22 protein-coding genes and 1 rRNA gene (1 of these 23 running past the window's edge) are annotated in these 21,773 nt (G+C 61.1%); 7 read left to right on the top strand and 16 right to left on the bottom strand.

Features of this window, described 5'->3' with window-relative positions; all coding sequences use genetic code 11:
• From ASC85_RS18975 to ASC85_RS18945, 7 genes are all read right to left on the bottom strand, one after another.
• Positions 1–190, bottom strand: a 16S ribosomal RNA gene (locus ASC85_RS18975); it reaches 1,347 nt to the left of the window's first position.
• Positions 191–757: 567 nt separating this feature from the next.
• A complete protein-coding gene (gene msrQ / locus ASC85_RS18970) occupies positions 758–1,378 on the bottom strand; it encodes a protein-methionine-sulfoxide reductase heme-binding subunit MsrQ (protein ID WP_003205600.1) in 621 nt (206 codons plus the stop codon).
• A complete protein-coding gene (gene msrP / locus ASC85_RS18965) occupies positions 1,378–2,391 on the bottom strand; it encodes a protein-methionine-sulfoxide reductase catalytic subunit MsrP (protein ID WP_057450891.1) in 1,014 nt (337 codons plus the stop codon). Before msrP ends, msrQ begins: the two co-directional genes overlap by 1 nt.
• Before the next feature lie 75 nt (positions 2,392–2,466).
• Entirely contained in the window at positions 2,467–3,312 is an 846-nt protein-coding gene (gene pssA, locus ASC85_RS18960; RefSeq protein WP_014340224.1) for a CDP-diacylglycerol--serine O-phosphatidyltransferase, read from the bottom strand.
• Positions 3,313–3,456: 144 nt separating this feature from the next.
• Positions 3,457–4,473 (bottom strand): ketol-acid reductoisomerase, encoded by a 1,017-nt coding sequence (gene ilvC / locus ASC85_RS18955; RefSeq protein ID WP_003185459.1) that lies wholly within the window; start codon positions 4,471–4,473, stop codon positions 3,457–3,459.
• A 44-nt stretch (positions 4,474–4,517) separates the two neighbouring features.
• Positions 4,518–5,009: an acetolactate synthase small subunit gene (gene ilvN, locus ASC85_RS18950; protein ID WP_057450890.1), complete on the bottom strand. Its 492-nt coding sequence runs from the start codon at positions 5,007–5,009 to the stop codon at positions 4,518–4,520.
• A gap of 2 nt (positions 5,010–5,011) precedes the next feature.
• Positions 5,012–6,736, bottom strand: coding sequence for an acetolactate synthase 3 large subunit (locus tag ASC85_RS18945; protein WP_003205612.1), 1,725 nt, complete (start codon positions 6,734–6,736; stop codon positions 5,012–5,014).
• Positions 6,737–7,137: 401 nt separating this feature from the next.
• Between ASC85_RS18945 and ASC85_RS18940 the strand changes: the two genes are divergently transcribed.
• Positions 7,138–7,560: a DUF4124 domain-containing protein gene (locus ASC85_RS18940; protein ID WP_057450889.1), complete on the top strand. Its 423-nt coding sequence runs from the start codon at positions 7,138–7,140 to the stop codon at positions 7,558–7,560.
• Between the two features lie 6 nt (positions 7,561–7,566).
• On the opposite strand, the gene ASC85_RS18935 is transcribed toward ASC85_RS18940, so the two are convergent.
• Genes ASC85_RS18935 through mrcB form a run of 3 tightly spaced genes read right to left on the bottom strand, consistent with a single transcriptional unit; the run spans position 7,567 to position 10,950 of the window.
• Positions 7,567–7,896: a YqcC family protein gene (locus ASC85_RS18935; RefSeq protein WP_003205615.1), complete on the bottom strand. Its 330-nt coding sequence runs from the start codon at positions 7,894–7,896 to the stop codon at positions 7,567–7,569.
• A complete protein-coding gene (locus ASC85_RS18930; RefSeq protein WP_057450888.1) occupies positions 7,896–8,615 on the bottom strand; it encodes a tetratricopeptide repeat protein in 720 nt (239 codons plus the stop codon). Before ASC85_RS18930 ends, ASC85_RS18935 begins: the two co-directional genes overlap by 1 nt.
• A 16-nt stretch (positions 8,616–8,631) precedes the next feature.
• Positions 8,632–10,950 (bottom strand): penicillin-binding protein 1B, encoded by a 2,319-nt coding sequence (gene mrcB / locus ASC85_RS18925; RefSeq protein WP_003205618.1) that lies wholly within the window; start codon positions 10,948–10,950, stop codon positions 8,632–8,634.
• A 128-nt stretch (positions 10,951–11,078) separates the two neighbouring features.
• On the opposite strand from mrcB, the gene ASC85_RS18920 reads away from it, so the two are divergent.
• From ASC85_RS18920 to ASC85_RS18910, 3 genes are all read left to right on the top strand, one after another.
• Positions 11,079–12,635 carry a bifunctional aminoglycoside phosphotransferase/ATP-binding protein gene (locus ASC85_RS18920; RefSeq protein WP_057450887.1) on the top strand — a complete coding sequence of 519 codons (1,557 nt, stop codon included), beginning with the start codon at positions 11,079–11,081 and terminating at the stop codon, positions 12,633–12,635.
• A gap of 87 nt (positions 12,636–12,722) precedes the next feature.
• Positions 12,723–13,064, top strand: a complete 342-nt coding sequence (locus ASC85_RS18915) for a pentapeptide repeat-containing protein (protein ID WP_003205621.1) — start codon at positions 12,723–12,725, stop codon at positions 13,062–13,064.
• Positions 13,065–13,295: 231 nt separating this feature from the next.
• Positions 13,296–13,568 (top strand): TfoX/Sxy family protein, encoded by a 273-nt coding sequence (locus ASC85_RS18910; RefSeq protein WP_003205623.1) that lies wholly within the window; start codon positions 13,296–13,298, stop codon positions 13,566–13,568.
• Between the two features lie 358 nt (positions 13,569–13,926).
• Here the strand turns inward: ASC85_RS18910 and ASC85_RS18905 are convergent, their stop codons facing one another.
• From ASC85_RS18905 to ASC85_RS18890, 4 genes are read right to left on the bottom strand one after another with little or no spacing between them, the layout of a single operon-like run.
• Positions 13,927–14,784, bottom strand: coding sequence for a ChaN family lipoprotein (locus ASC85_RS18905; protein WP_057450886.1), 858 nt, complete (start codon positions 14,782–14,784; stop codon positions 13,927–13,929).
• A gap of 16 nt (positions 14,785–14,800) precedes the next feature.
• Complete coding sequence (locus ASC85_RS18900; protein WP_057450885.1) at positions 14,801–15,568, bottom strand: heme ABC transporter ATP-binding protein; 768 nt, start codon at positions 15,566–15,568, stop codon at positions 14,801–14,803.
• Positions 15,568–16,551, bottom strand: a complete 984-nt coding sequence (locus tag ASC85_RS18895) for a FecCD family ABC transporter permease (RefSeq protein WP_164488490.1) — start codon at positions 16,549–16,551, stop codon at positions 15,568–15,570. Before ASC85_RS18895 ends, ASC85_RS18900 begins: the two co-directional genes overlap by 1 nt.
• A gap of 50 nt (positions 16,552–16,601) precedes the next feature.
• Positions 16,602–17,480, bottom strand: coding sequence for a heme/hemin ABC transporter substrate-binding protein (locus ASC85_RS18890; protein WP_057450883.1), 879 nt, complete (start codon positions 17,478–17,480; stop codon positions 16,602–16,604).
• A gap of 254 nt (positions 17,481–17,734) precedes the next feature.
• Between ASC85_RS18890 and ASC85_RS18885 the strand changes: the two genes are divergently transcribed.
• Positions 17,735–18,052: a Rieske (2Fe-2S) protein gene (locus tag ASC85_RS18885; RefSeq protein ID WP_057450882.1), complete on the top strand. Its 318-nt coding sequence runs from the start codon at positions 17,735–17,737 to the stop codon at positions 18,050–18,052.
• Here ASC85_RS18885 and sfsA read toward each other — a convergent pair.
• On the bottom strand, positions 18,008–18,754 hold the full coding sequence (gene sfsA / locus ASC85_RS18880; RefSeq protein WP_057450881.1) for a DNA/RNA nuclease SfsA: 747 nt from the start codon (positions 18,752–18,754) through the stop codon (positions 18,008–18,010). The genes ASC85_RS18885 and sfsA overlap by 45 nt on opposite strands.
• Positions 18,754–19,926 (bottom strand): pyridoxal phosphate-dependent aminotransferase, encoded by a 1,173-nt coding sequence (locus tag ASC85_RS18875; protein ID WP_057450880.1) that lies wholly within the window; start codon positions 19,924–19,926, stop codon positions 18,754–18,756. The genes sfsA and ASC85_RS18875 overlap by 1 nt, the downstream gene beginning before the upstream one ends.
• A gap of 351 nt (positions 19,927–20,277) precedes the next feature.
• Here ASC85_RS18875 and dksA point away from each other — a divergent pair, with 351 nt between their 5' ends.
• Together dksA and gluQRS are read left to right on the top strand one after the other, a co-directional pair.
• Complete coding sequence (gene dksA, locus ASC85_RS18870) at positions 20,278–20,721, top strand: RNA polymerase-binding protein DksA (protein WP_003205639.1); 444 nt, start codon at positions 20,278–20,280, stop codon at positions 20,719–20,721.
• 161 nt (positions 20,722–20,882) lie between these two features.
• A complete protein-coding gene (gluQRS, locus tag ASC85_RS18865) occupies positions 20,883–21,773 on the top strand; it encodes a tRNA glutamyl-Q(34) synthetase GluQRS (RefSeq protein ID WP_057450879.1) in 891 nt (296 codons plus the stop codon).

The following is a 21,773-nucleotide window of genomic DNA, read 5'->3' as shown; positions in this document are numbered from 1 at the left end:
TTCTCCCGTAGGACGTATGCGGTATTAGCGTCCGTTTCCGAGCGTTATCCCCCACTACCAGGCAGATTCCTAGGCATTACTCACCCGTCCGCCGCTCTCAAGAGGTGCAAGCACCTCTCTACCGCTCGACTTGCATGTGTTAGGCCTGCCGCCAGCGTTCAATCTGAGCCATGATCAAACTCTTCAGTTCAAACATCTTTGGGTTTTGAGAAAACCCTAAACTTGGCTCAGCAATCGTTGGTTACATCTTTGATTTCTCGCGGAGTAACTTGTGATGCTGATAATCTGTTGACTAGCAGTCTGACTCCACAAGCACCCACACGAATTGCTTGATTCAGTTGTTAAAGAGCGGYTGGCTGAGAGCGGYTGGCTGAGTCTTTCGTCTCAACCGAGGCGCGCATTCTACAGCGCMCCGTGTATCTGTCAAGCGGTTATTTTAAGAAGTTTTCAAAGTTTCGCTTCGGAAACATCAACAACTTCAACCACTTGCGCTTTCGATCTCTCGTTAGCGGGAGGCGAATTCTACAGCGTTACTCGCTGCTGTCAACACCTCTTTTTCACCGCTTTCGAYCGAGAAGATCGAACCGCCAATAGAGCCAAACAACACCGCTCTATCTGCTCCTTCCRGGCCTCGATGAACTGAAGCCCAAGACCTTCGAAACTTACTTAACTCATTGAATCCCAAGGAGTTTTCCGTTTCGACTGCGCCGGAAGTGGGGCGAATTATAGACTTCCAGAATCTGCCGTCAACCCCTAATTACGCTTTTGTTGCAGAAGGGACTTTCCTACCCAGTAAACGCGGGATCCGGCGCATAACCGGCGGGACTCTCAGCATCAACAGTACAGCCCCTATAAAGGCGTATATCGCCCACTCCTTCAGATCTGCCCGCACGATCCACAGCATATGCAACAACCCAAGCCCCAGGATCAGATAAACCAGGCGATGCAATTTCTTCCAGCGCACGCCAAGCCGCCGCTGACTGTAGCGATTGGATGTAACCGCCAACGCCAGCAGGCCGAGAAACCCAAGCGCCCCGACAATAATGTAAGGCCGCTTGCTCAACTCGACGCCCAGCTGCGACCAGTCGAACCCCAATATGAACGCCGCATACCCACTCAAATGCAGCACCACATAAGTAAAGCACCACAACCCCAACTGCCGCCTGACGGCAATCCACCCCGCCCATCCCGTCAGTTTTTGCAGCGGCGTCATGCTCAAGGTGATCAACAACAGGATCAACGTGCCCAACCCGAGCCGATCCACCAGCACCTTGCCCGGGTCAGGACCCAGCGAGTTCATCAAGGCCTCGTAAAGCCAGAACAAGGGCCAGATCGCCGCCGCGATGAAGACGCCGATTCGCCAGACTGGAAAACGCATCAGTAGTCCTTCCTCAGGTCCATCCCTGCATATAAAGAAGCGACTTCATCCTGATAGCCGTTGAACATCAACGTATCGCGAACATTGGGACTGAACAGCCCGCTCGGTAAACGACGCTCATGCGCCTGGGTCCACCGCGGATGATCGACCGTCGGATTGACGTTGGCATAGAAACCGTATTCGTCAGACGCAATGCTTTGCCAAGTCGTCTTCGGCTGCTCACTCACCAGACTGATACGAACGATGGACTTCACACTTTTGAAACCGTATTTCCAGGGGACCACCAACCGTAGCGGCGCGCCGTTCTGGTTCGGCAACTCCCGTCCATACATTCCCACCGCCAGGATGGCCAACGGGTTCATGGCCTCATCCAATCGCAAGCCTTCGACATACGGCCAGTCGATCAAGGCGAAGCCGGAACGCTGCCCCGGCATGACCTTGGGATCCTGCAGGGTTTCGAAGCGGATGTACTTGGCCTTGGAGGTCGGCTCGACCTGCTTGAGCAATGCAGAGATGGGGAAGCCAATCCACGGAATGACCATCGACCAGGCCTCGACACAGCGCAATCGATAGATACGCTCTTCCAGTTGATAAGGCTTCATGAAGTCTTCCAACCCGTAGCGTCCCGGCTTGCCCACCTCCCCGTCCACGACAACGCTCCAGGGCTCGGTCTTCAACGACCCGGCATTGGCTGCCGGGTCTCCCTTGTCGGTTCCGAACTCATAGAAGTTGTTGTAATGAGTTGCGTCCTTGAACGGTGTGATGGGCTCATTCTTGACTGAGACCGCGCCCCATCGGACTGAAGGCAGTTTCTCGGCAAACCAGGACGGCGCCTTGCCGGGCTCGACATCGGCATACCGCGCCGCATCGGCAGCACTGGCCCATTGAGGCAAGCTGCTGACGGCGAGGCCAGCCAGGGTTGCACCGAGCATTTGTCGACGGGATAGATAGAGGGATTCGGGCGTGACGTCCGATTCACGGCAGTCGGAGGACTTGGGGATCTTGATCAGCATGACAACTCCGCAGTATTGGAGGGCAGATGCACCAATAGACTGCGGAGTATGGGGGAAATTACATTAAGGCAACGTTTAGCGTCGGCGAAGACGCAACAAGTATTGCACCGGTCCGGAGGCGGCATAGCCCAGGAACACCAGCAACAGGATACGCGGTGGATCACTGAACACCACCGCGAATACCAGCACCACCGCCAGAATCGCCACGAACGGCACACGCCCCTTCAGGTCCAGCTCCTTGAAGCTGTTGTACTTGATGTTGCTGACCATCAGCATCCCGGCCGCCGCAACCAGCAGCGCCACCAGAAACGACATTTTTGAACCCTGGATGCCGTAGTCGCTGAATGCCCAGACAACACCTGCCACGACACCCGCCGCAGCCGGACTGGCCAGGCCGATGAAGTAACGCTTGTCAGCCTTGCCGACCTGAGTGTTGAAACGAGCCAGGCGCAACGCCGCACCCGCCACATAGACAAAGGCAACCATCCAGCCGACCTTGCCCATATCCCCCAGCGCCCAACCGAACGCCAGCAAGGCAGGCGCTACGCCGAAGGCGACCATGTCGGACAGCGAATCGTATTCGGCGCCGAACGCGCTCTGTGTATTGGTCATGCGGGCCACGCGCCCGTCCAGGCCATCGAGCACCATGGCGACGAAGATCGCAATGGCGGCGAACGCGAAGTAACGGCTCGCCCCTGCGCTATCGCCAGCGCTCAAGGCAGCCTGGGCACTCATGGAGCTGATGATGGAATAGAAACCGGCGAACAGGTTCGCGGTGGTGAACAGGTTCGGCAACAGATAGATGCCACGATGCCGGACCTTACGGCCTTCAGCGTCATGGCCTTCTTCGACGTGCTCATCGATGGGCAACAGGCTTTCGGCGTCAGGAGCCTGGTTTGGCTCGTCGGGACGTTCGCTCATGGACAATACCTTGCAACGGTGTGAAAAAATTCGACAGATGTCTGGGACGACGGTTCGGCCGCAAACGATGCAGCTTTATACCAGAAGCCACCGCCCAAACGAAAAAACGCGGCCGAGGCCGCGTTTTTCGATCAAGTTCGCGACTTAGTTCTTGGCTTTGTCGACGATCTTGTTGGCACCGATCCACGGCATCATCGAGCGCAGTTGCTCGCCGATGATTTCGATACCGTGAGCGGCGTTGTTGCGACGCTTGGCGGTCATCGAAGGATAGCCGGTAGCGCCTTCGCTGATGAACATCTTGGCGTATTCGCCGTCCTGAATACGTTTCAGGGCGTTGCGCATGGCCTGACGGGATTCGGCGTTGATGACTTCCGGACCGGTCACGTACTCGCCGTATTCGGCGTTGTTGGAGATCGAGTAGTTCATGTTGGCGATACCGCCTTCGTACATGAGGTCAACGATCAGCTTCAGTTCGTGCAGGCACTCGAAGTAGGCCATTTCCGGCGCGTAGCCAGCTTCAACCAGGGTTTCGAAACCGGCCTTGACCAGCTCGACGGTACCGCCGCACAGAACGGCTTGCTCGCCGAACAGGTCGGTTTCGGTCTCGTCCTTGAAGGTGGTTTCGATGATGCCGGTACGACCGCCGCCCACGCCAGCAGCGTAGGACAGGGCCACGTTCTTGGCGTTGCCGGACGCATCCTGGTAGATCGCGATCAGGTCAGGGATACCGCCGCCTTTCACGAACTCGGAACGCACGGTGTGACCCGGGGCCTTCGGCGCGATCATGATCACGTCGAGGTCGGCACGTGGCACAACCTGGTTGTAGTGGATCGCGAAGCCGTGGGAGAAGGCCAGCGTGGCGCCTTTCTTGATGTTCGGTTCGATTTCGTTCTTGTACAGCGCCGATTGGAACTCGTCCGGGGTCAGGATCATGACCAGGTCGGCCGCAGCAACGGCAGAAGCCACGTCGGTCACTTTCAGGCCATGGGCTTCGGCCTTGGCAACGGTGGCCGAGCCTTTACGCAGGCCGACAGTCACGTCAACGCCGGAATCTTTCAGGTTGCACGCTTGGGCGTGACCTTGGGAGCCGTAGCCGATGATGGCGACTTTCTTGCCCTGGATGATCGACAGGTCGCAGTCTTTATCGTAGAAAACTTTCATGAATTTCCCCTATATCCGGCCGTTCAGGCCATTCGCTAATTTGGTTAGACGCTCAGTACTTTGTCGCCACGGGCAATCCCGGTGACGCCACTGCGTACGGTTTCCAGAATCGAGGCAGTGCCGATCGATTGAATGAAGCTGTCGAGCTTGTCGCTGGTACCGGTCAACTGAACGGTATAGACGCTGGCGCTGACATCGACGATCTGCCCACGATAAATATCGGTAGTGCGTTTGATCTCGGCGCGCTGGGCGCCGGTGGCCTTGACCTTGACCAGCATCAGTTCACGCTCGATGTGAGCGCTTTCCGACAGGTCCACCAGCTTGACCACCTCGATCAGCTTGTTCAGGTTCTTGGTGATCTGCTCGATGATTTCATCGTGCCCTACGGTGGTCAGCGTCAGACGCGACAGGGTCGGGTCTTCGGTTGGCGCCACGGTCAGGCTTTCGATGTTGTAGTTGCGCTGCGAGAACAGGCCCACTACACGAGACAGCGCACCCGGTTCGTTTTCCAGAAGCAGGGAAATAATATGTCGCATGATTAGGTACGCTCCGTCTTGCTCAGCCACATATCGCGCATGGAGCCGTCTTTGATCTGCATCGGGTAGACGTGCTCGCTGGTGTCGACCGCAATATCGATCACCACCAGGCGATCCTTCATGGCGAACGCTTCCTCCATCTTCGACTTCAAATCCTTCGATTCGGTGATGCGCACGCCAACGTGACCGTAGGCCTCTGCCAGCTTGACGAAATCAGGCAACGATTCCATGTACGAGTGCGAGTGACGGCTGCCGTAGCTCATGTCCTGCCACTGGCGAACCATTCCCAACACGCCGTTGTTCAGGATCACGATCTTCACCGGCAAACCGTATTGCAGGCAGGTGGACAGTTCCTGGATGTTCATCTGGATGCTGCCTTCGCCCGTGACGCAGGCGACATCAGCCTCTGGGAAGCTCAACTTGATGCCCATGGCCGCCGGGAAACCGAAGCCCATGGTGCCCAGGCCGCCGGAGTTGATCCAGCGATTGGGCTTGTCGAACTTGTAGTACTGCGCAGCAAACATCTGGTGCTGGCCCACGTCGGAGGTCACAAAGGCATCGCCCTTGGTCACTTCACACAAGGTTTCGATCACGGTCTGCGGCTTGATCACACTGCCGTCACCCTTGTCATAAGGGAACAGGCCACGATCGCCGCGCCATTCATCAACCTGCTTCCACCAACTGGCCACGGATTCCTTGTTTGGAACCTCGCCGATTTCCTTGAGAATGGCGACCATTTCGGTCAGCACGCTCTCTACAGGACCGACAATCGGCACGTCTGCCTTGATGGTCTTGGAGATGGACGCCGGGTCGATGTCGATGTGGATGATCTTGGCGTTCGGGCAGAATTTCGCCGGGCCATTGATGACGCGGTCGTCGAAACGTGCGCCGACCGCCAGGATCACATCGGCGTGGTGCATCGCCAGGTTGGCGGTGTAGCTGCCGTGCATGCCGAGCATACCGATGAACTGACGGTCGGTGCCCGGGAACGCGCCCAGGCCCATCAGCGTATTGGTAACCGGCAGGTTGAGCATTTTCGCCAGCTCGGTCAGCGGCGCGGAGCCACCGCCGAGGATCACGCCACCACCGGAGTACAGCACAGGGCGCTTGGCCGCCAGGAGCATTTCGGCTGCCTTGCGGATTTGTCCGGAGTGGCCGCGTACGGCCGGGCTGTAGGAACGCAGCTTGGCTTTTTTCGGGAAGATGTATTCGAACTTCTCGGCCGGGTTGGTCATGTCTTTCGGGACATCGACCACGACCGGGCCCGGACGACCGGATTCAGCCAGGTAGAAGGCCTTCTTCATGACTTCCGGGATTTCCGACGCGTGCTTGATCATGAAGCTGTGCTTCACGATCGGCCGGGAGATACCGATCATGTCGGTTTCCTGGAATGCGTCGGTACCCACCATAGTGCTGGGCACCTGGCCGGAAATGATCACCATCGGGATGGAGTCCATGTACGCGGTGGCGATACCGGTGATGGCGTTCGTGGCGCCTGGACCGGAAGTCACCAGTACCACGCCGGCCTTGCCGGTGGCACGGGCATAGCCGTCAGCCATATGGGTGGCCGCCTGCTCGTGACGAACCAGGATGTGGGTCACTTCCGGTTCTTTGAACAGGGCATCATAGACATGAAGAAGAGCACCACCGGGGTACCCGTAGATATATTTGACGCCTTCGTCACGCAAAAAGCGGACGAGCATCTCACCGCCAGATAAAAGCTCCACGTTGTTCACCTCTAAAACGCCAGAATACCGACCCACAAGAAAGGGACGGGTCTTAATAGGTTTACTTCTCGGCAGAGCATGAGCGACGGTGGTCGCCGACTACGTCAGCACTGACTGAGCAAGTATTGGGATCGTCCCAAGTGTTGCGGGCCTTTCCCACCCAGCGCGAGGTAACGCGTTGCGGGTGTAACAGGTCGGCGCGGATGTGCGCCTCATGATCTGCTGAGTGGGTCTGCTTCTGGCAGTCCCTCTACAGCGGACTTTGGATTCTTCTGTTTCGCCTCCTTCAAGTCAAGTCGTCTATGTGCTTTATTCGAAGTAAGCGCATGAGAACGCAAGAAAAAACCTTTAAACGGCAACTGTGTTAGCTTCAATTGCGCAACCCATGACAAGGAAACAGCATGCGAATGATCTTCTTGACGGCCAGCCTGCTGGTTGGCCTGAGCCCGATGTGCATGGCCGGTCAGGTCTACAAATGGGTGGATGCCCAGGGCGTTACCCACTTCGGCGCCCAGCCGCCCGAAGGCACGGAGGCCACGACGGTGATCAAGTCCGCCCCGCCGCCCGCCAAACCGGCGGCACCGCCGTCTGGCGGAGTCATTGGCGACCAAAAGGCCATCGACCAACAGGTCAAGAAACAGATTGCCGAGCAGGAGGCCCAACTCAAGGCGTTCTGCGAACAGGCCCGGACCAACCTGGCGCAATTGCAGAACAACCCCAGGGTACGCGAAGACGTGGAGGGGGAAATGCGCCGCCTCACCGATGAGGAGCGGCGCCAGCGGATCGACGAGACCGGCAAGCAAATCGAGGAGAACTGCCAGTAACGTCGGTCAGCCGGCGTTGCTGATCAACTGATCGAACTGCGCCAGCAGCCGCTGCAACTCGATCCCCTGCCCTGGCCGCTGGGCATAGACCATCTCGGCCATGGCAAGGATGCCCGAGGCGTTGGGCAGCGGCAGGTCGTTTTCCAGGATGGCTTTCATCCTGGGCAGGAAGATCCATTGCAGCCATTGCTCGAAGTCCAGGGTGTCGACCGCGAACGGCTCGACACTGGCCAGCGCCTGCGCCGAAGGCGAAACATCGCTCCACCAGCCCTGGACCCGCAACTCCCGCTCGATCAACAGCAACTGATCGGCGATCTGAGGAAAACGCGTATCCATCAAAGCGAAACCTTGGCCTTCTGACGGGCCAATGCCGCGCCAGCGGAATCGCCCTGTTTCTCACGGGCCTGGGCGATCAATTCCCACAGACTGGCCTGAAGTGCCGGGCGACCACTGGAGAATGTCAGGCCACGACGGGCCAACTGTTCGGCTTGCGGCGCATCGCCCTGAGCCATGCGCACCTGGGCCAGGCGATAAAGCACCTGAGGTTCGCGCGGCGCGACACGTTGGGCACGCTCCAGGCTGGAAGACGCACCGTTGAGGTCACCACCGGCCTGTTGCTGTTGCGCCGTGGTCAGCAGGGCCAGCACCGGGCCGTCCAGCTGTTCATCGGCGGACAGACCTCCGGCTCCTGCCGACGGAATGCTGCTCGGCGTCGAAGGCATGCTGTAGCTGCCCTGGTTGATCGGTGAGGTTTCGATTGGCCCAGGGGTGATCGGGCCCGGCGTGATCGGCGTGCTGCTGATCGGCGCCGAGGTCGTCGCGCCACCACCGGGCACCATCACGACGACACCGGTGTCGCCCTGCGGGATTGCCTGGACCTGGCCCTGCACCGGCCGCTTCACTGTCGTTTGACGGAAACCGCCGTTGGCCGAGACCCGCTCACTGTTGGAGACAGCGGTGCCGGAGTCAACAACCGGAATCGAACCACGTTGTACGGTAGAGCAACCACTGAGCAAAGCCACGGCCGTTACCGCTGGAATCAACCACTTGTTCACTTGAAACCCTCTTTGCTTAATTCATCCAGTCCTTGACCCAATCCATCACCGATTCGGCGGGATTCGTGCCGCCACAGGCTGCACCGGGTGGCGGTTCGCTGCCGCGAATATACGGCATCTGCACGGCGCCCGGGCAATTGGCATCGGAGCCTTGCCCCGTGCGCGAATCGACCCACGCCTGGACGATGTTGTCCGGTTGCGGCATGTCCAGCGGCAACGGGTCGGCCTTGCGCATGAAACTGGTCCAGACCTGCAGCGCACCGGTGGCACCGGTGAACGGGGTCTTGCCGTTGTCATCACGTCCGAGCCAGACCACCGCCAGCAGGTCCTGGCTGAAGCCGGCGAACCAGCTGTCGCGCGAGTCGTTACTGGTACCGGTCTTGCCCGCCAGGGTCAGGGTCCGGGGCAACACGTTATAGACCGAACTGCCGGTGCCTTCACGCATGACCCGCTGCATCGCGCTCTGGATCAGGTAAATGGAGGCCGGATCGAAACGCTGCTGGATCTGGAACGGATAACGCTTGAGCGGCTCGCCATCGGCGGTCAGCACGCTGCGAATCCCGCGCATCGGCGTATTGAAACCGCCGTTGGCCAGCGTCTGGTACATGGCCGCCACTTCGATCGGCGTAAGGCCACCGGCCCCCAACAACATCGATGGGAACGCCGGGAATTCGCGGCTAACCCCCAGGCGCGCCAGGGTCTTGAGTACGTTCGGCACGCCGACTTCCAGCCCGAGGCGAGCCGTCGACAGGTTGTAGGAATGCGCCAGCCCCTGGTACAGGAACACCGTGCCGTGGGAACGACGATCATAGTTCTGCGGTTTCCAGACCTGGCCATCGGCGCCCTTGACCGAGAACGTCTCGTCCGACAGCCAACTGGTCAGCGTGTATTGGCTCGGCTTTTCCAGGGCGGTGAGGTACACCGCCGGCTTGATCAGCGAGCCAATCGGGCGCACCGCATCCAGCGCCCGGTTGAAACCGGCGAAACTGGCCTGCCGGCTGCCGATCATGGCCTGGACTTCACCGGTTTCCGGGTTGGTCACCACCATGGCCGCTTCAACTTCGTCTGCGCCCTTGCGCCCACCCAGCCGCTTGAAGGTGTCCTCGACCGAGGCCTCAGCCTTCATCTGCAGGATCGGGTCGAAACTGGTGAAGATGCGCAGGCCTTCTTCGGTCAAGTCTTCGTCGCGGTAGTCTTCCCGCAATTGACGCTTGACCAGGTCCATGAAGCCGGGGAACGAACTGTCTGCCAGGCTGCCACGCTTGGTCACGCCCAACGGCATCTTTTTCGCCGCCTCGACTTGCTCGGCCGTCGCCACACCTTGTTGCTGCAGCAGGTCGAGCACCAGGTTGCGCCGTTCGAGGGCGCGTTCCGGATTACGACGCGGGTTGTAGGAAGACGGTCCCTTGACCATGCCCACCAGCAACGCCACCTGATGCAACTTGAGCTCGGACAGCGGTTGGCTGAAGAAGAACTGGCTGGCGAGGCCGAAACCGTGCACCGCCCGTTGACCGTCCTGGCCGATAAATACCTCGTTGAGGTAGGCCTCCAGGATCTCCTGCTTGTCGTAGTGCAGCTCCAGCAGCAACGCCATCATGGCTTCGGTGAGCTTGCGGGTCAGGCTGCGTTCGTTGGTCAGGTAGAAGTTCTTGACCAATTGTTGGGTCAGGGTACTGCCGCCCTGGCGCATGTGGCCCGAGGAGGTGTTGACCCAGATGGCCCGGGCAATCGACTTGGGCGAGACGCCGAAGTGATGGTAGAAGTCGCGGTCTTCGACGGCGATCAGCGTATCGAGCAGGAACGGCGGCACCTGGTCGATCTTGATCAGGATCCGGTCTTCGAGGTTCTTGGGGTACAGGCCACCAATGAGCAGCGGCTCAAGGCGCACCACCGACAGGCTTGCGTTGTTGGCGCCGGTCAGCGCAGCGACATAATCGCCGGAAAAACGCACCCGCACCGGTTGCGCCTGCTCCATGCCCTCATAGAACTGGAAGCCACGGGTATTGAGGTCGATGGTATTGCCATTGACCGAGGCCGCACCCGGACCATTGGCCACGCTTTCACGGCGATAACCCAAGGCATCGAGCTCGGTCAGGAAATCATCCTTGCTCAGCTTTTGTCCGACGAACAGCTCCAACGGCCGGGCATAGACCTTGGCCGGAATGGTCCAGCGCTTGCCGGAGAACTTCTCCTGGACCACGGCATCGAGATAGACCGCAAAACCGGCGAGCACGACGAGGCCCACCAGGCTGAGTTTAAGGGCCCAGCCCAGCCAGGGCCGCAGGCGGCTGGCGGGTGGTTTCTTGGGGGTACGGGGGGATCGGGTACGAGTCATGGCGGCGGATTATACGCACTTTGTCGCGGTTCAACATGAGCCCAGCACACAGGCCATCCGGTTTGCGTTCGCGTCGCTTGCCGCCATAATGACGGCCTTGAATTTTTCCCGTCTATGAAGGACCGCCCGTGAGCCAATCCCTGATCGCTGCCCTGCAAAACCCGGCCCTCTACCCGCATCCCGTCGAAGGGTTCCAAGTCATCGAGACCCACATTTCCTGGGTATTGCTCACCGGTCCATACGCCTACAAATTCAAAAAGCCGGTCAACTTCGGCTTCCTCGACTTCACCAGCCTCGAGGCGCGCAAGCACTTCTGTGGTGAGGAGTTGCGCCTCAACCAGCGCCTGACCCAGGACCTGTACCTGGACGTCCTGCCGATTACCGGCAGCGCCGAAGCGCCACAGCTGGGTGGCGACGGCCCGGCCATCGAGTACGCCCTGAAGATGCGTCAGTTCCCGCAGAGCGAACTGCTCAGCACGCTGCAAGCCAACGGCGAACTGACCACCGCGCACATCGACGAGATGGCCGCGCAGATCGCCCAGTTCCACCTCTCCACGCCCAAGGTGCCCGCCGAGAACGACGCCGGCACCCCGCAAAGCGTGATGGCACCGGTGCTGCAGAACTTCGAACAGATCCGCCCGTTCCTCAACGACAAGGCCGATCTGTTGCAACTCGAAGCCCTGCAAGCCTGGGCCGAAAGCAGCTTCGAACGCCTCAAGCCACTGTTCACCCAGCGCAAGGCCGAAGGTTTCATCCGCGAATGCCACGGTGATATCCACCTGGGCAACGCCACCGTGATCGACGGCAAGGTGGTGATTTTCGACTGCATCGAGTTCAACGAACCGTTCCGCTTCACCGACGTCTACGCCGACACTGCGTTCCTGGCGATGGACCTGGAAGACCGCGGCCTGAAGTCGCTGGCACGGCGCTTCGTCAGCCAGTACCTGGAACTGACCGGTGACTACCAGGGCCTGGAGCTGCTGAACTTCTATAAAGCCTATCGTGCCCTGGTCCGGGCAAAAGTCGCGCTGTTCAGCATGCCGGCCGAAGCCGATCCAGTGCAGCGCGCCACCACCCTGCGTCAGTACCGCAACTACGCCAACCTGGCCGAAAGCTACAGCACCATTCCTTCGCGCTTCCTGGCCATCACCCACGGCGTCTCGGCCGTTGGCAAAAGCCATGTCGCGATGCGCCTGGTAGAGGCACTGGGCGCCATTCGCCTGCGTTCGGATGTGGAGCGCAAGCGCCTGTTCGGCCAGCAACAAGTACCCAACGATCCACAGGCCGGCATTTATAGCAGCGACGCCAGCAGCGCTACCTACGCCCGCCTGCATGAAATCGCCGCGGTGATCCTGCACGCCGGATTCCCGGTGGTGATCGATGCCACTTACCTCAAGCACGATCAACGCGACGCAGCAGCGAAAATCGCCGAGGCCACCGGTGCTCCGTTCTTGATCCTCGACTGTAATGCGCCGCAAGCGGTCATCGAAAGCCGCCTGGCACAACGTCAGGCCGACCAGAAAGACCCCTCCGATGCGAATCTGGCGGTCATTGCCGCACAACAATCCAGCCGCGAGGCGCTGACCCCGGCGGAAATTCTCTGCAGCAAACGGGTCCAAACCAACGAAAGCGGCACACTCGACATCGTGGTCGCGCAGATCCGCCAGCGCCTGCCAGGCCTGTAACTATTTCGGCCGTGAAGCGATGCCCAGCTTCACGGCCGCCAAATAGTGGCACTATACTGGCGTCATAAAACCAACAGGTGATATGAAATGAGCCTTCCCAAGCTTCTCAACACCCCGCTTTATGCCTTGCTGCGCAAAGACGATATCGCCGGGTTCAACAACGAACGCCCACAAGGTCCAGTCGACATGCGTGGCGGCGACTTTCGAGGCCTTGATCTGCGGGAACTGAACGCGGACGACGTTGACTTCAGCGACGCCTACTTCCGCTCCGCCGATCTGCGCGGCATCGACTTTCGCAAGTCGTCACTGGAAGGCGCGAGCCTGGCCCACGCGCAAATCTCCGGCGCCTACTTCCCGCCGGAACTGTCTGCGGACGAGATCCTGATGTCGATGAACTTCGGCACCCGGTTGCGCTACCGCACTCGCTGAACCTGTTTGAAGCGGGTCGGCCAACGAGCGGACCTGCCACAGACTGAACGGATCTCCAGCGCCCCCGCTTGCGCTGGAGCATATAGCTTTCACCCTTTTCCCACCCCATCGTGCGTAATGCATTAGAAGCTTTTGCGTCGAATCCGACCAAACAATCACGCTTTTCCTACTGACCGCTACACTGCTCAGAAGCTTGCCCACTGCACCAGTCGGCCGTCGCAAGGAGGCTCGATGAATGATGAACTGCAACACCTGAAGAATCTGGGCAAGACATCAGCCCAGTGGCTGCATGCTGTGGGCATCCACAGCGCTTCCGATCTACGCCGGCTCGGCGCGGTGGACGCCTATCGCGCCGTACGCACGCGCGGCTTCCGGGCTTCCAAGGTGTTGCTGTATGCCATCGAGGGCGCGTTGATGGATGTGCATTGGAATGACATTCCCGCCGAGCGCAAAGAAGCCCTGAATAAACAGCTGGACGCCATTTCGACGCGCCACAAGGCCTGACGCCCTTTCGTTTCCTGCACGGACCCTGGCCGCAAGGTTATTTCGGCGAATCGCAAAACAATGTTTGACATGGTAATGAGAATCGCTATGATTACCACGTCCGGTCGCGAGACTGGTCGATATTTGAACAGCCCTTGGTTCGGACTCTCAGATATCTCCTCATCAGGCTAATCACGGTTATTTGACCCGGCTTTTGCCGGGTCTTTTTTTTGCCTGAAAGAAGCACTCCTTCTCACACTTCGCTCCGTAGGAGTGTGTAGGAGCTGTGTAGGAGCTGTCGAGTGCAACGAGGCTGCGATCATCCCCAGACACTTGAACCCCAAGCGAAAGATCAAAAGATCGCAGCCTTCGGCAGCTCCTACCGGACGGGGTTGGATTCGCGCATCTGCGCGCAGTAATCCTGTGGCGGCATGGCCGGCGTGTACCACACGTAATCCGCCATGGCCGACGTCACCTCACTGCCCTCCTCGGCCAACATCAGGACGATGGGTGCCTCGCTGGCGCCAAGATCCAGCACATGCAGCGGCACACCGACATCCTTTCGCGCATGCCAGGCACCGGCGAACAACAGTGCCGGTGTCGGCGCTTGCAACAGGCGTTCGGCCATGCGCCGGTCACGCTGTTGCTGCACGGCCAGCATCGCCGGCATTTGCGACTCGGGCAGCAAACCGCAGTGGGATTCACGGATTTGCCCCAACAACTCGTCCTTCACAGTGGCTGCATTGGAGCGAGTGCCCATCAAGCCCGGGGCTTGTCGATAGAAACGCTGGATCTCGGCGGTGTCCAGATTGGCGGCAAGCAACGGATAGCGTTGCGCCAGGGCAAACTCGACGACGGGGCCATACAGGCTCCAATCCCAGCCGGGCGACCAGTCCAGTGCGCCGGGCAGGTCCTTCGGCAAGGCGGGTAACTGGCTGATCGAATCAACGCGTGGCTGCTGGGCGGGGGTGAGCATCTCCAGCAACAGGCTGCCCTGGGCCCGCTGCCCGGCCAGGGCCTGGAGCAGCCAGACCTGCAGCGCGTGGTGATCGCGATTGTCGTGCCGCTCCCCCACCACCACCCGAGGCGCCTTGGCCAAGCGTTCGACCAATGCCTGGGGTGTCACGGCCTGGCCATTGTGCAAATCACGGATTCGTCCGCCAAGTGGGGGCGGAGCGATGCTCTGACACGCCGTCAGTACACTCAATGCCAGAATCAGAAGCAGGCGCACGTCCATATCCTCCAGGGCGCCCTCAGCGGGCAATGATCAATGGATGCCCTCGCTCCGGATGGTCTTGCACCAGCACGTCCAGGCCAAACACCGCCTTGAGCGGTTCCGGGCGCAGCACGTGCCGGGGCGTGTCCAGGGCCACCGGCCGACCGGACGCGAGCAGCAACAGGCGATCACAGTAACGCGCCGCCAGGTTCAGGTCATGCAGGATCACCAGCACGGCAGCACCGCGACTGGCGAATTCACGCACCGCCAGGAGGATGGTGTGCTGGTGCAGCGGATCGAGCATCGAGGTCGGCTCATCCAGCAAAAGGGTTTGCCCCGCCTCACCTGGCCACAACTGCGCCAACACCCGCGCCAGATGCACCCGCTGACGTTCGCCGCCGGACAACGCCAGGTAACTGCGACCGTGCAGATGCGCGGCGTCTGCCGCTTGCAGCGCCGCGGCGACGATTTGCTCGTCGCGCAGCCGACCACTCTGGTGCGGCAGGCGCCCCATGCCGACGACCTCCTCGACACGGAAGGCAAAATCCAGGGTCGAGGACTGCGGCAAGACCGCCAGGCGCCGGGCGCGCTCGGCACCCTGCCACTGAGCCAGAGGCCGATCATCGAGCCAGACCTGCCCCTGGGCCGGGCGCAATTCGCCACACAGGCCCGCCAAAAGGGTACTTTTACCCGCGCCGTTGGGCCCGAGCACACCGAGCACTTCGCCAGGGTTGAGCGCGAGATCGACGTCCGCCAGCACCGTCTTGCGGCCACGTTGAATGTGCAGGTTCTGCGCTCGCAGCATCAGGCGCGCCCTCGCACCAATAGATAAAGGAAGAACGGCGCGCCGATGAAGGCCGTGACAATGCCGATCGGCAATTCCGCAGGGGCCAGGGCCAGGCGCGCCACCAGGTCGGCGAACAACAGCAGGCTGGCACCCGCCAACACCGAAGCGGGCAGCAACACCCGGTGGTCGGGCCCGGCCACCAGCCGCACCAGATGCGGCACTACCAGCCCGACGAAGCCGATCATGCCCGCAGCCGCCACCGCCGCGCCAACCCCCAGGGCCGTACAAAACACCAACTCACGCTTGAGGGCTTCGACGTTGACGCCCAAGTGGGCAGCCTCGGACTCGCCCAGCAACAACGCATTGAGTTCCCGGGCCCGGCGTGGCAGCCAGAGCGCCACTCCGGCACTGACCAGCAACAGCGGCCACAACCGCGCATAGCTGGCACCGTTGAGACTGCCCAGGTTCCAGAAGGTCAGGGTGCGCAGGGTCGCATCATCCGCCAGGTAGGTGAACAGGCCGACAGCCGAACCGGACAGGGCGGTCAGGGCAATACCGGCCAGGAGCATGGTCGCGACATGGGTCTGGCCGTTGCGTCGCCCGAGACGATAGACCAGCGCCGTAACGCCGAGCCCGCCAAGAAATGCACACAACGAAAGCACGTAGGGGCCAAAGGCTTCGGGCAACCCACCCAGCGCCGAGCCACCGACAATGGCGAACGCGGCGCCCAGTGCCGCACCGCTGGACACGCCCACCAGCCCCGGGTCCGCCAGTGGGTTGCGAAACAATCCCTGCATCGCCACACCGGACAACGCCAACACCCCGCCCACTGCCAACCCCAGCAAGGTACGCGGCAAGCGGATCTGGCCGAGGATCAGTTCGGCCTGCTCCAGGCCATCGACGGCCACCGGCAAGCCCAACAGGCGCAAGGCGGCGCGCAAGGTGTCGAGCAACGGCAAACTCACCGGCCCCAGGGCCAGGGACAACCAGGTCGCCAGCAGACACAGCAGGCCCAGGCCGACGAACAAGGTGCGTGGCTTGACCAACGAGGTCATGGCGCCGTGGCCGACGCAGCCGGATAGAAGCCTGCCGTCAGTGTCACCAGGCTTTGTGGCAACCGCGGGCCCAACCCGCCTACCAGCAGCGTCGGATCCAGCTCCATGACGCGCCCGTCCCTGGCGGCCCGGGTCGAGGAAAGAATCGGGTTTTCCCTGAACAGCGCCGCACGCGCTTCTTCACCGCTCAGGGCACGATCGGCAAAGACCAGCACCTCGGGATTCAGGCTGGCCAGGGTTTCCACGGAAAAAGACTTGTAGCCGCTGTGGGTTGCCAGGTTGTGACCGCCGGCCTGCTGTAACAACCAATCAGCGGAGGTGCCCTTGCCCGCAACCAGTGGCTTGCCACCGGAACTGCCCACCAATAGCAATACACCGGGAGCCTTTTGTTTGCGCTGGGCCTCGGCCACCCGGGCCTGTTGCTGGGTGAGTTGCTTTTGATAAAGGTCGAACAACCGCGCCGCCTCGGCCTCGGCCCCCAGCAACTGTCCCAGGTGCCGCAGATTGCCCTGCAGGGCCGGCAGGCCTGGTGTGGCCGAGAACAGTTCAACCTGCACACCGGCGCTGCGAATTTGCGCCAGCACGGGCGGTGGCCCCATTTCCTCGGTGCCCACCAGGATCTGCGGACGCAGGCTCAGCACGCCCTCCGCCGACAGCTGTCGCTGATAGCCGATACTGGGCAAGGCCCGCAAGGATTCAGGATGCTGGCTGGTGGAGTCCACGCCCACCAGCTTCGACTCGCCCCCCAGCGCACTGACCCACTCCGACACGGCGCCACCGGCGCTGACCCAGCGTTGCGGCAAGTCAGCAGCGCTGGCCCCCTGGTTGAGCAACAGTGCGACACAGAGCGCAACAACGCGGATGTTCAGGCGCATCGGGCAGCTTCCTCAAAGAAGTTTTTCACAGGACCGGTCCCGGCCAAGTATCCTCAGCCACCTGCGAAGGAGGCGCCATTTGATAATTGTTTTCATTTGACCGTCAAGCATAGACATCTGTGGCATGAACCTCTGTGGGAGCGAGCCTGCTCGCGATAGTGGTGTGTCAGTCACATTAAGGCTGGCTGATCCACCGCTATCGCGAGCAGGCTCGCTCCCACAGGGGACTTTTCAACACAAATATAGAGATACACATGAAGTTTCTTTGTACCGCCGCCGAAGTGCCCGACAACGGCAGTCGCGGTTTCGACCTCGATGGGCGCAAAGTACTGGCCGTACGGCGCGCCGGCCTGGTGTATGCCTATCTCAACCGCTGCCCGCACCGTGGCGTGCCGCTGGAATGGCAACCCGACCAGTTCCTCGACCCCAGCGCCAGCCTGATCCAGTGCGCCACCCACGGCGCGCTGTTCCTGATCGAGAGCGGTGAATGCGTGGCGGGCCCCTGCGCCGGTCAATTCCTCGCTGCCCTAAACAGCCGGGAGGACGAGCAAGGCATCTGGGTCGAGTTCTAGCAATACCGGCAACGCACGGTCCACCCACATCTGCTCGGGCGTCAGCGTGACCCCGTAGGCCAGCACCTCCACACCCGCCGCCACCGCATCACGCAAGGCAGCGGCGTAAACCGGGTCGATTTCCTGTGCTGGGCGCACCGCTTCGATGCCGCTCAGGTTCACACAATACAGCTGCACCGCCCGCACACCCTCGCGGGCCAGGCAGGCGAGTTCCCTCAGGTGTTTGGCCCCGCGCAGGGTCACCGCATCGGGAAACGCCGCCACATTCGTGCCATCGAAACCCAGCGTGACACTTTTGACTTCGACCCAGGCCGAGCCTTGATCGTAGTCCAGGCGAAAATCGATACGGCTGTTTTCCACCCCATAAGCCACTTCCCGCTTGAGCCCGGTAAACCCGTTCAGTTCGCTGATGACCCCGGCGCGCAAGGCTTCTTCGATCAACGCGTTGGCCCGCGCGGTATTGATGCAGGCGAGCCGCCCTTGAGGGGTTTCGCCGATTTCCCAGGTGCCGGGCAACTTGCGCTTGGGGTCGCTGGAGCGACTGAACCAGACACGCGCGCCTTCAGCCATGCAATTGAGCATCGATCCGGTGTTAGGGCAGTGAATAGTGAGCAGTTCGCCATGAACGGTCTCGATATCGGCGAGAAATCGCTTGTAACGTCGAATCAAGCGACCCTCTTCCAACGCAGGGGAAAAATGCATCAGCCTTGCCAGCTCCGTAGTCCACGTTCGATTCGCGCCACCGCTTCCTGTAGCCGCGGCAGGCTCTGGGTGTAGGCGAAGCGCACATGATGGCCGGCCTGATGACGGCCGAAATCCAGGCCCGGCGTGAAGGCCACGTGCTCGGTTTCCAGGAAGTGCTGGCAAAACGCAAAGGCATCGCCGCCGAACGCGCTGATATCGGCATAGAGGTAAAACGCCCCTTCCGGCTCCACCGCAATACCGAAGCCCAATTCACGCAAGGCCGGCAGTAGAAAGTCGCGGCGCCGCGCAAACTCGGCCCGCCGCTGCTCGAAGATCTCGATGGTCGCGGGCTCGAAACAGGCCAGGGCGGCGTACTGGGCCATGCTCGGCGCACTGATGTAGAGGTTCTGCGCGAGTTTTTCCAACTCGCCGACAGCCGCCGAAGGGGCCACCAGCCAGCCAAGTCGCCAGCCGGTCATGCCGAAATACTTGGAAAAACTGTTAAGGACAAAGGCATCGTCGTCGACTTCCAGCACGCTGGCGGCGTCGGTGCCGTAGGTCAGGCCGTGATAGATCTCGTCCACCACCAGATGGCCGTTGTGGCCCTTGATGGCCTTGGACAACCCCGCCAGCTCGTCCCGGGTGAGAATCGTCCCGGTCGGGTTGGCCGGCGAGGCCACCAACGCACCGACGCTGTCCTGGTCCCAATGGCGGCTCACCAAGTCTGGCGTCAATTGGTAACGCACCTCGGGCCCCACTGGCACCAATTGCGCCGCCCCTTCGACCAGGCGCAGGAAATGACGGTTGCACGGATAACCGGGGTCGGCCAGCAGCCAATGCTTGCCTGGGTCCACCAGCAAGGCGCTGGCCAGCAACAACGCGCCGGACCCGCCCGGGGTCACGAGGATGCGCCTGGGGTCAATCTCCACCCCATAGCGCTGGCCGTAGAAACCGGCGATGGCCTCGCGCAGCTCGGGGATGCCACGGGCCGCGGTGTAACGGGTCTTGCCCGCCGCCAGCGCGGCCTGGCCGGCCTGGATGATTGGCTCGGCGGTAGTGAAATCCGGTTCGCCGATCTCCAGGTGGATGACGTCATGCCCGGCGGCTTGCAGTTCGTTGGCACGGGCCAGCAACGCCATCACATGGAAAGGTTCGATGGCGCGGCTGCGCGCACTGTAGGGCTGAGCCATTGGCCTTCCTTCAGGGGAAAAAAGAACCGATTCTACCCAACTCTCCAGCCAAGTCAGAAACAACTGCGGGAACACGGGCGAACCGCAAGCGGTCTGAGCCCGTGGATTGCAGGAAATGACTCCCGCGATTGGCCCAGGCTTGACTAGAATCAAGCATTGAGCAGGTTTACATCCTCACCGAAGCGAACCCCGCCACGTTTTACAGGCCCCGGCCGCCGCAGGCTCGACAACCGGGAGTAGCGCGGCCCGATTTGATCTGGTAAGTTCGCCCGCTTGCAGCCGCAGGGCCGGCAGGTGTCGGTGATGGAGCAATCCTGCGTAGTGGATTACAAGAGTAGAGGCGGTCCATTCATGCCCACCCAAGCAAAGCAAAATCAAAATCAGTCGCTCAGCGGGTTTGAGCCTTACGTCCCGCAAGCTGGCGAAGAGTACATGGGCGCCCCCATGCGCGCGCACTTCACCAAGATCCTGAACAAGTGGAAACAGGACTTGATGCAGGAAGTCGACCGCACCGTGGATCACATGAAAGACGAAGCGGCCAACTTCCCCGACCCGGCCGACCGTGCCAGTCAGGAAGAAGAGTTCAGCCTCGAACTGCGCGCCCGTGATCGCGAGCGCAAGCTCATCAAGAAAATCGACAAGACCCTGCAACTGATCGAAGACGAAGAATACGGTTGGTGCGAGTCCTGCGGCATCGAGATCGGCATTCGCCGCCTGGAAGCCCGCCCGACGGCCGATCTGTGTATCGACTGCAAGACCCTGGCGGAAATCAAGGAAAAACAGGTCGGCAAGTAATCGCCGGGGCTGTCACCGAAACGGAGCGTTCATACGCTCCGTTTTTTGTTTCCGATACTTTCAATATCCCTGTGGGAGCGAGCTTGCTCGCTCCCACAAGGGGATATGCTTCGGCATCAAGATTTGTATTCCTACCGCTCAGACTCAGTAACATTCGCCCTATGACTGCCACCGCCCCCTACATCGGCCGCTTCGCCCCCACCCCCAGCGGCCACTTGCACTTCGGCTCACTGGTCGCCGCACTGGCGTCGTACCTGGATGCCCGCGCCGTGGGTGGGCGTTGGTTGCTGCGCATGGAAGACCTCGACCCGCCCCGGGAGGAACCGGGCGCGCAAGCGGCGATTCTCAAGGCACTGGAAAGCTACGGGTTCGAATGGGACGGCGAGATGGTTCGCCAGAGCGAGCGCCATGACGCCTACGATCAGGTCATCAACCGGCTGCTCAGCCAGGGCCTGGCCTACGCCTGCACCTGTTCGCGCAAGCAATTGGAAGCGTACCAGGGCATTTATCCGGGGCTATGCCGCAACGCCGGGCACAGCACCGAGAACGCCGCCATCCGCCTGCGCGTCCCCGAGCTTGAGTACCACTTCACCGACCGGGTCCAGGGCGAGTTCCGCCAGCACCTGGGCCGTGAGGTCGGTGACTTCGTGATCCGCCGCCGTGACGGGCTCTACGCCTATCAATTGGCCGTGGTCCTGGACGACGCCTGGCAAGGGGTGACCGATATCGTGCGCGGCGCCGACCTGCTGGACTCCACGCCGCGCCAGCTCTACCTGCAAGAATTGCTCGGGTTGCCGCAACCGCGTTACCTGCACGTACCGCTGATCACCCAGCCCGACGGGCACAAGCTCGGTAAATCCTACCGCTCACCGCCCCTGGCGGCCGATCAGGCCACGCCATTGCTGTTACGGGCGTTGCGCGCGCTGGGCCAGCAACCGGGCCTCGAACTGGTCGATGCCAGCCCACGGGAACTGCTGGCTTGGGGCATTCGCCACTGGGACGCGGGCAAGATCCCGCGCACACTGAGCCTGCCCGAAGCGCAAATACGTTGA

Source organism: Pseudomonas sp. Root401 (assembly GCF_001425105.1).
In the GTDB taxonomy this organism is placed as follows: domain Bacteria; phylum Pseudomonadota; class Gammaproteobacteria; order Pseudomonadales; family Pseudomonadaceae; genus Aquipseudomonas; species Aquipseudomonas brassicacearum.
This window is presented reverse-complemented; position numbering and strand designations above follow the sequence as displayed.

Bases quoted from the DNA above. Each gene is read 5' to 3' on its own strand.
- ASC85_RS18885 (WP_057450882.1), top strand. From the start codon at position 17,735: ATGAAGTTTCTTTGTACCGCCGCCGAAGTGCCCGACAACGGCAGTCGC.
- ilvN (WP_057450890.1), bottom strand. From the start codon at position 5,009: ATGCGACATATTATTTCCCTGCTTCTGGAAAACGAACCGGGTGCGCTG.
- msrP (WP_057450891.1), bottom strand. From the start codon at position 2,391: ATGCTGATCAAGATCCCCAAGTCCTCCGACTGCCGTGAATCGGACGTC.
- pssA (WP_014340224.1), bottom strand. From the start codon at position 3,312: ATGAGCGAACGTCCCGACGAGCCAAACCAGGCTCCTGACGCCGAAAGC.
- msrQ (WP_003205600.1), bottom strand. From the start codon at position 1,378: ATGCGTTTTCCAGTCTGGCGAATCGGCGTCTTCATCGCGGCGGCGATC.
- ASC85_RS18905 (WP_057450886.1), bottom strand. From the start codon at position 14,784: ATGGACGTGCGCCTGCTTCTGATTCTGGCATTGAGTGTACTGACGGCG.
- ASC85_RS18875 (WP_057450880.1), bottom strand. From the start codon at position 19,926: ATGGCTCAGCCCTACAGTGCGCGCAGCCGCGCCATCGAACCTTTCCAT.
- ASC85_RS18935 (WP_003205615.1), bottom strand. From the start codon at position 7,896: ATGGATACGCGTTTTCCTCAGATCGCCGATCAGTTGCTGTTGATCGAG.
- ilvC (WP_003185459.1), bottom strand. From the start codon at position 4,473: ATGAAAGTTTTCTACGATAAAGACTGCGACCTGTCGATCATCCAGGGC.
- sfsA (WP_057450881.1), bottom strand. From the start codon at position 18,754: ATGCATTTTTCCCCTGCGTTGGAAGAGGGTCGCTTGATTCGACGTTAC.
- ASC85_RS18910 (WP_003205623.1), top strand. From the start codon at position 13,296: ATGAATGATGAACTGCAACACCTGAAGAATCTGGGCAAGACATCAGCC.
- ASC85_RS18915 (WP_003205621.1), top strand. From the start codon at position 12,723: ATGAGCCTTCCCAAGCTTCTCAACACCCCGCTTTATGCCTTGCTGCGC.
- ASC85_RS18940 (WP_057450889.1), top strand. From the start codon at position 7,138: ATGCGAATGATCTTCTTGACGGCCAGCCTGCTGGTTGGCCTGAGCCCG.
- mrcB (WP_003205618.1), bottom strand. From the start codon at position 10,950: ATGACTCGTACCCGATCCCCCCGTACCCCCAAGAAACCACCCGCCAGC.
- gluQRS (WP_057450879.1), top strand. From the start codon at position 20,883: ATGACTGCCACCGCCCCCTACATCGGCCGCTTCGCCCCCACCCCCAGC.
- ASC85_RS18900 (WP_057450885.1), bottom strand. From the start codon at position 15,568: ATGCTGCGAGCGCAGAACCTGCACATTCAACGTGGCCGCAAGACGGTG.
- dksA (WP_003205639.1), top strand. From the start codon at position 20,278: ATGCCCACCCAAGCAAAGCAAAATCAAAATCAGTCGCTCAGCGGGTTT.
- ASC85_RS18890 (WP_057450883.1), bottom strand. From the start codon at position 17,480: ATGCGCCTGAACATCCGCGTTGTTGCGCTCTGTGTCGCACTGTTGCTC.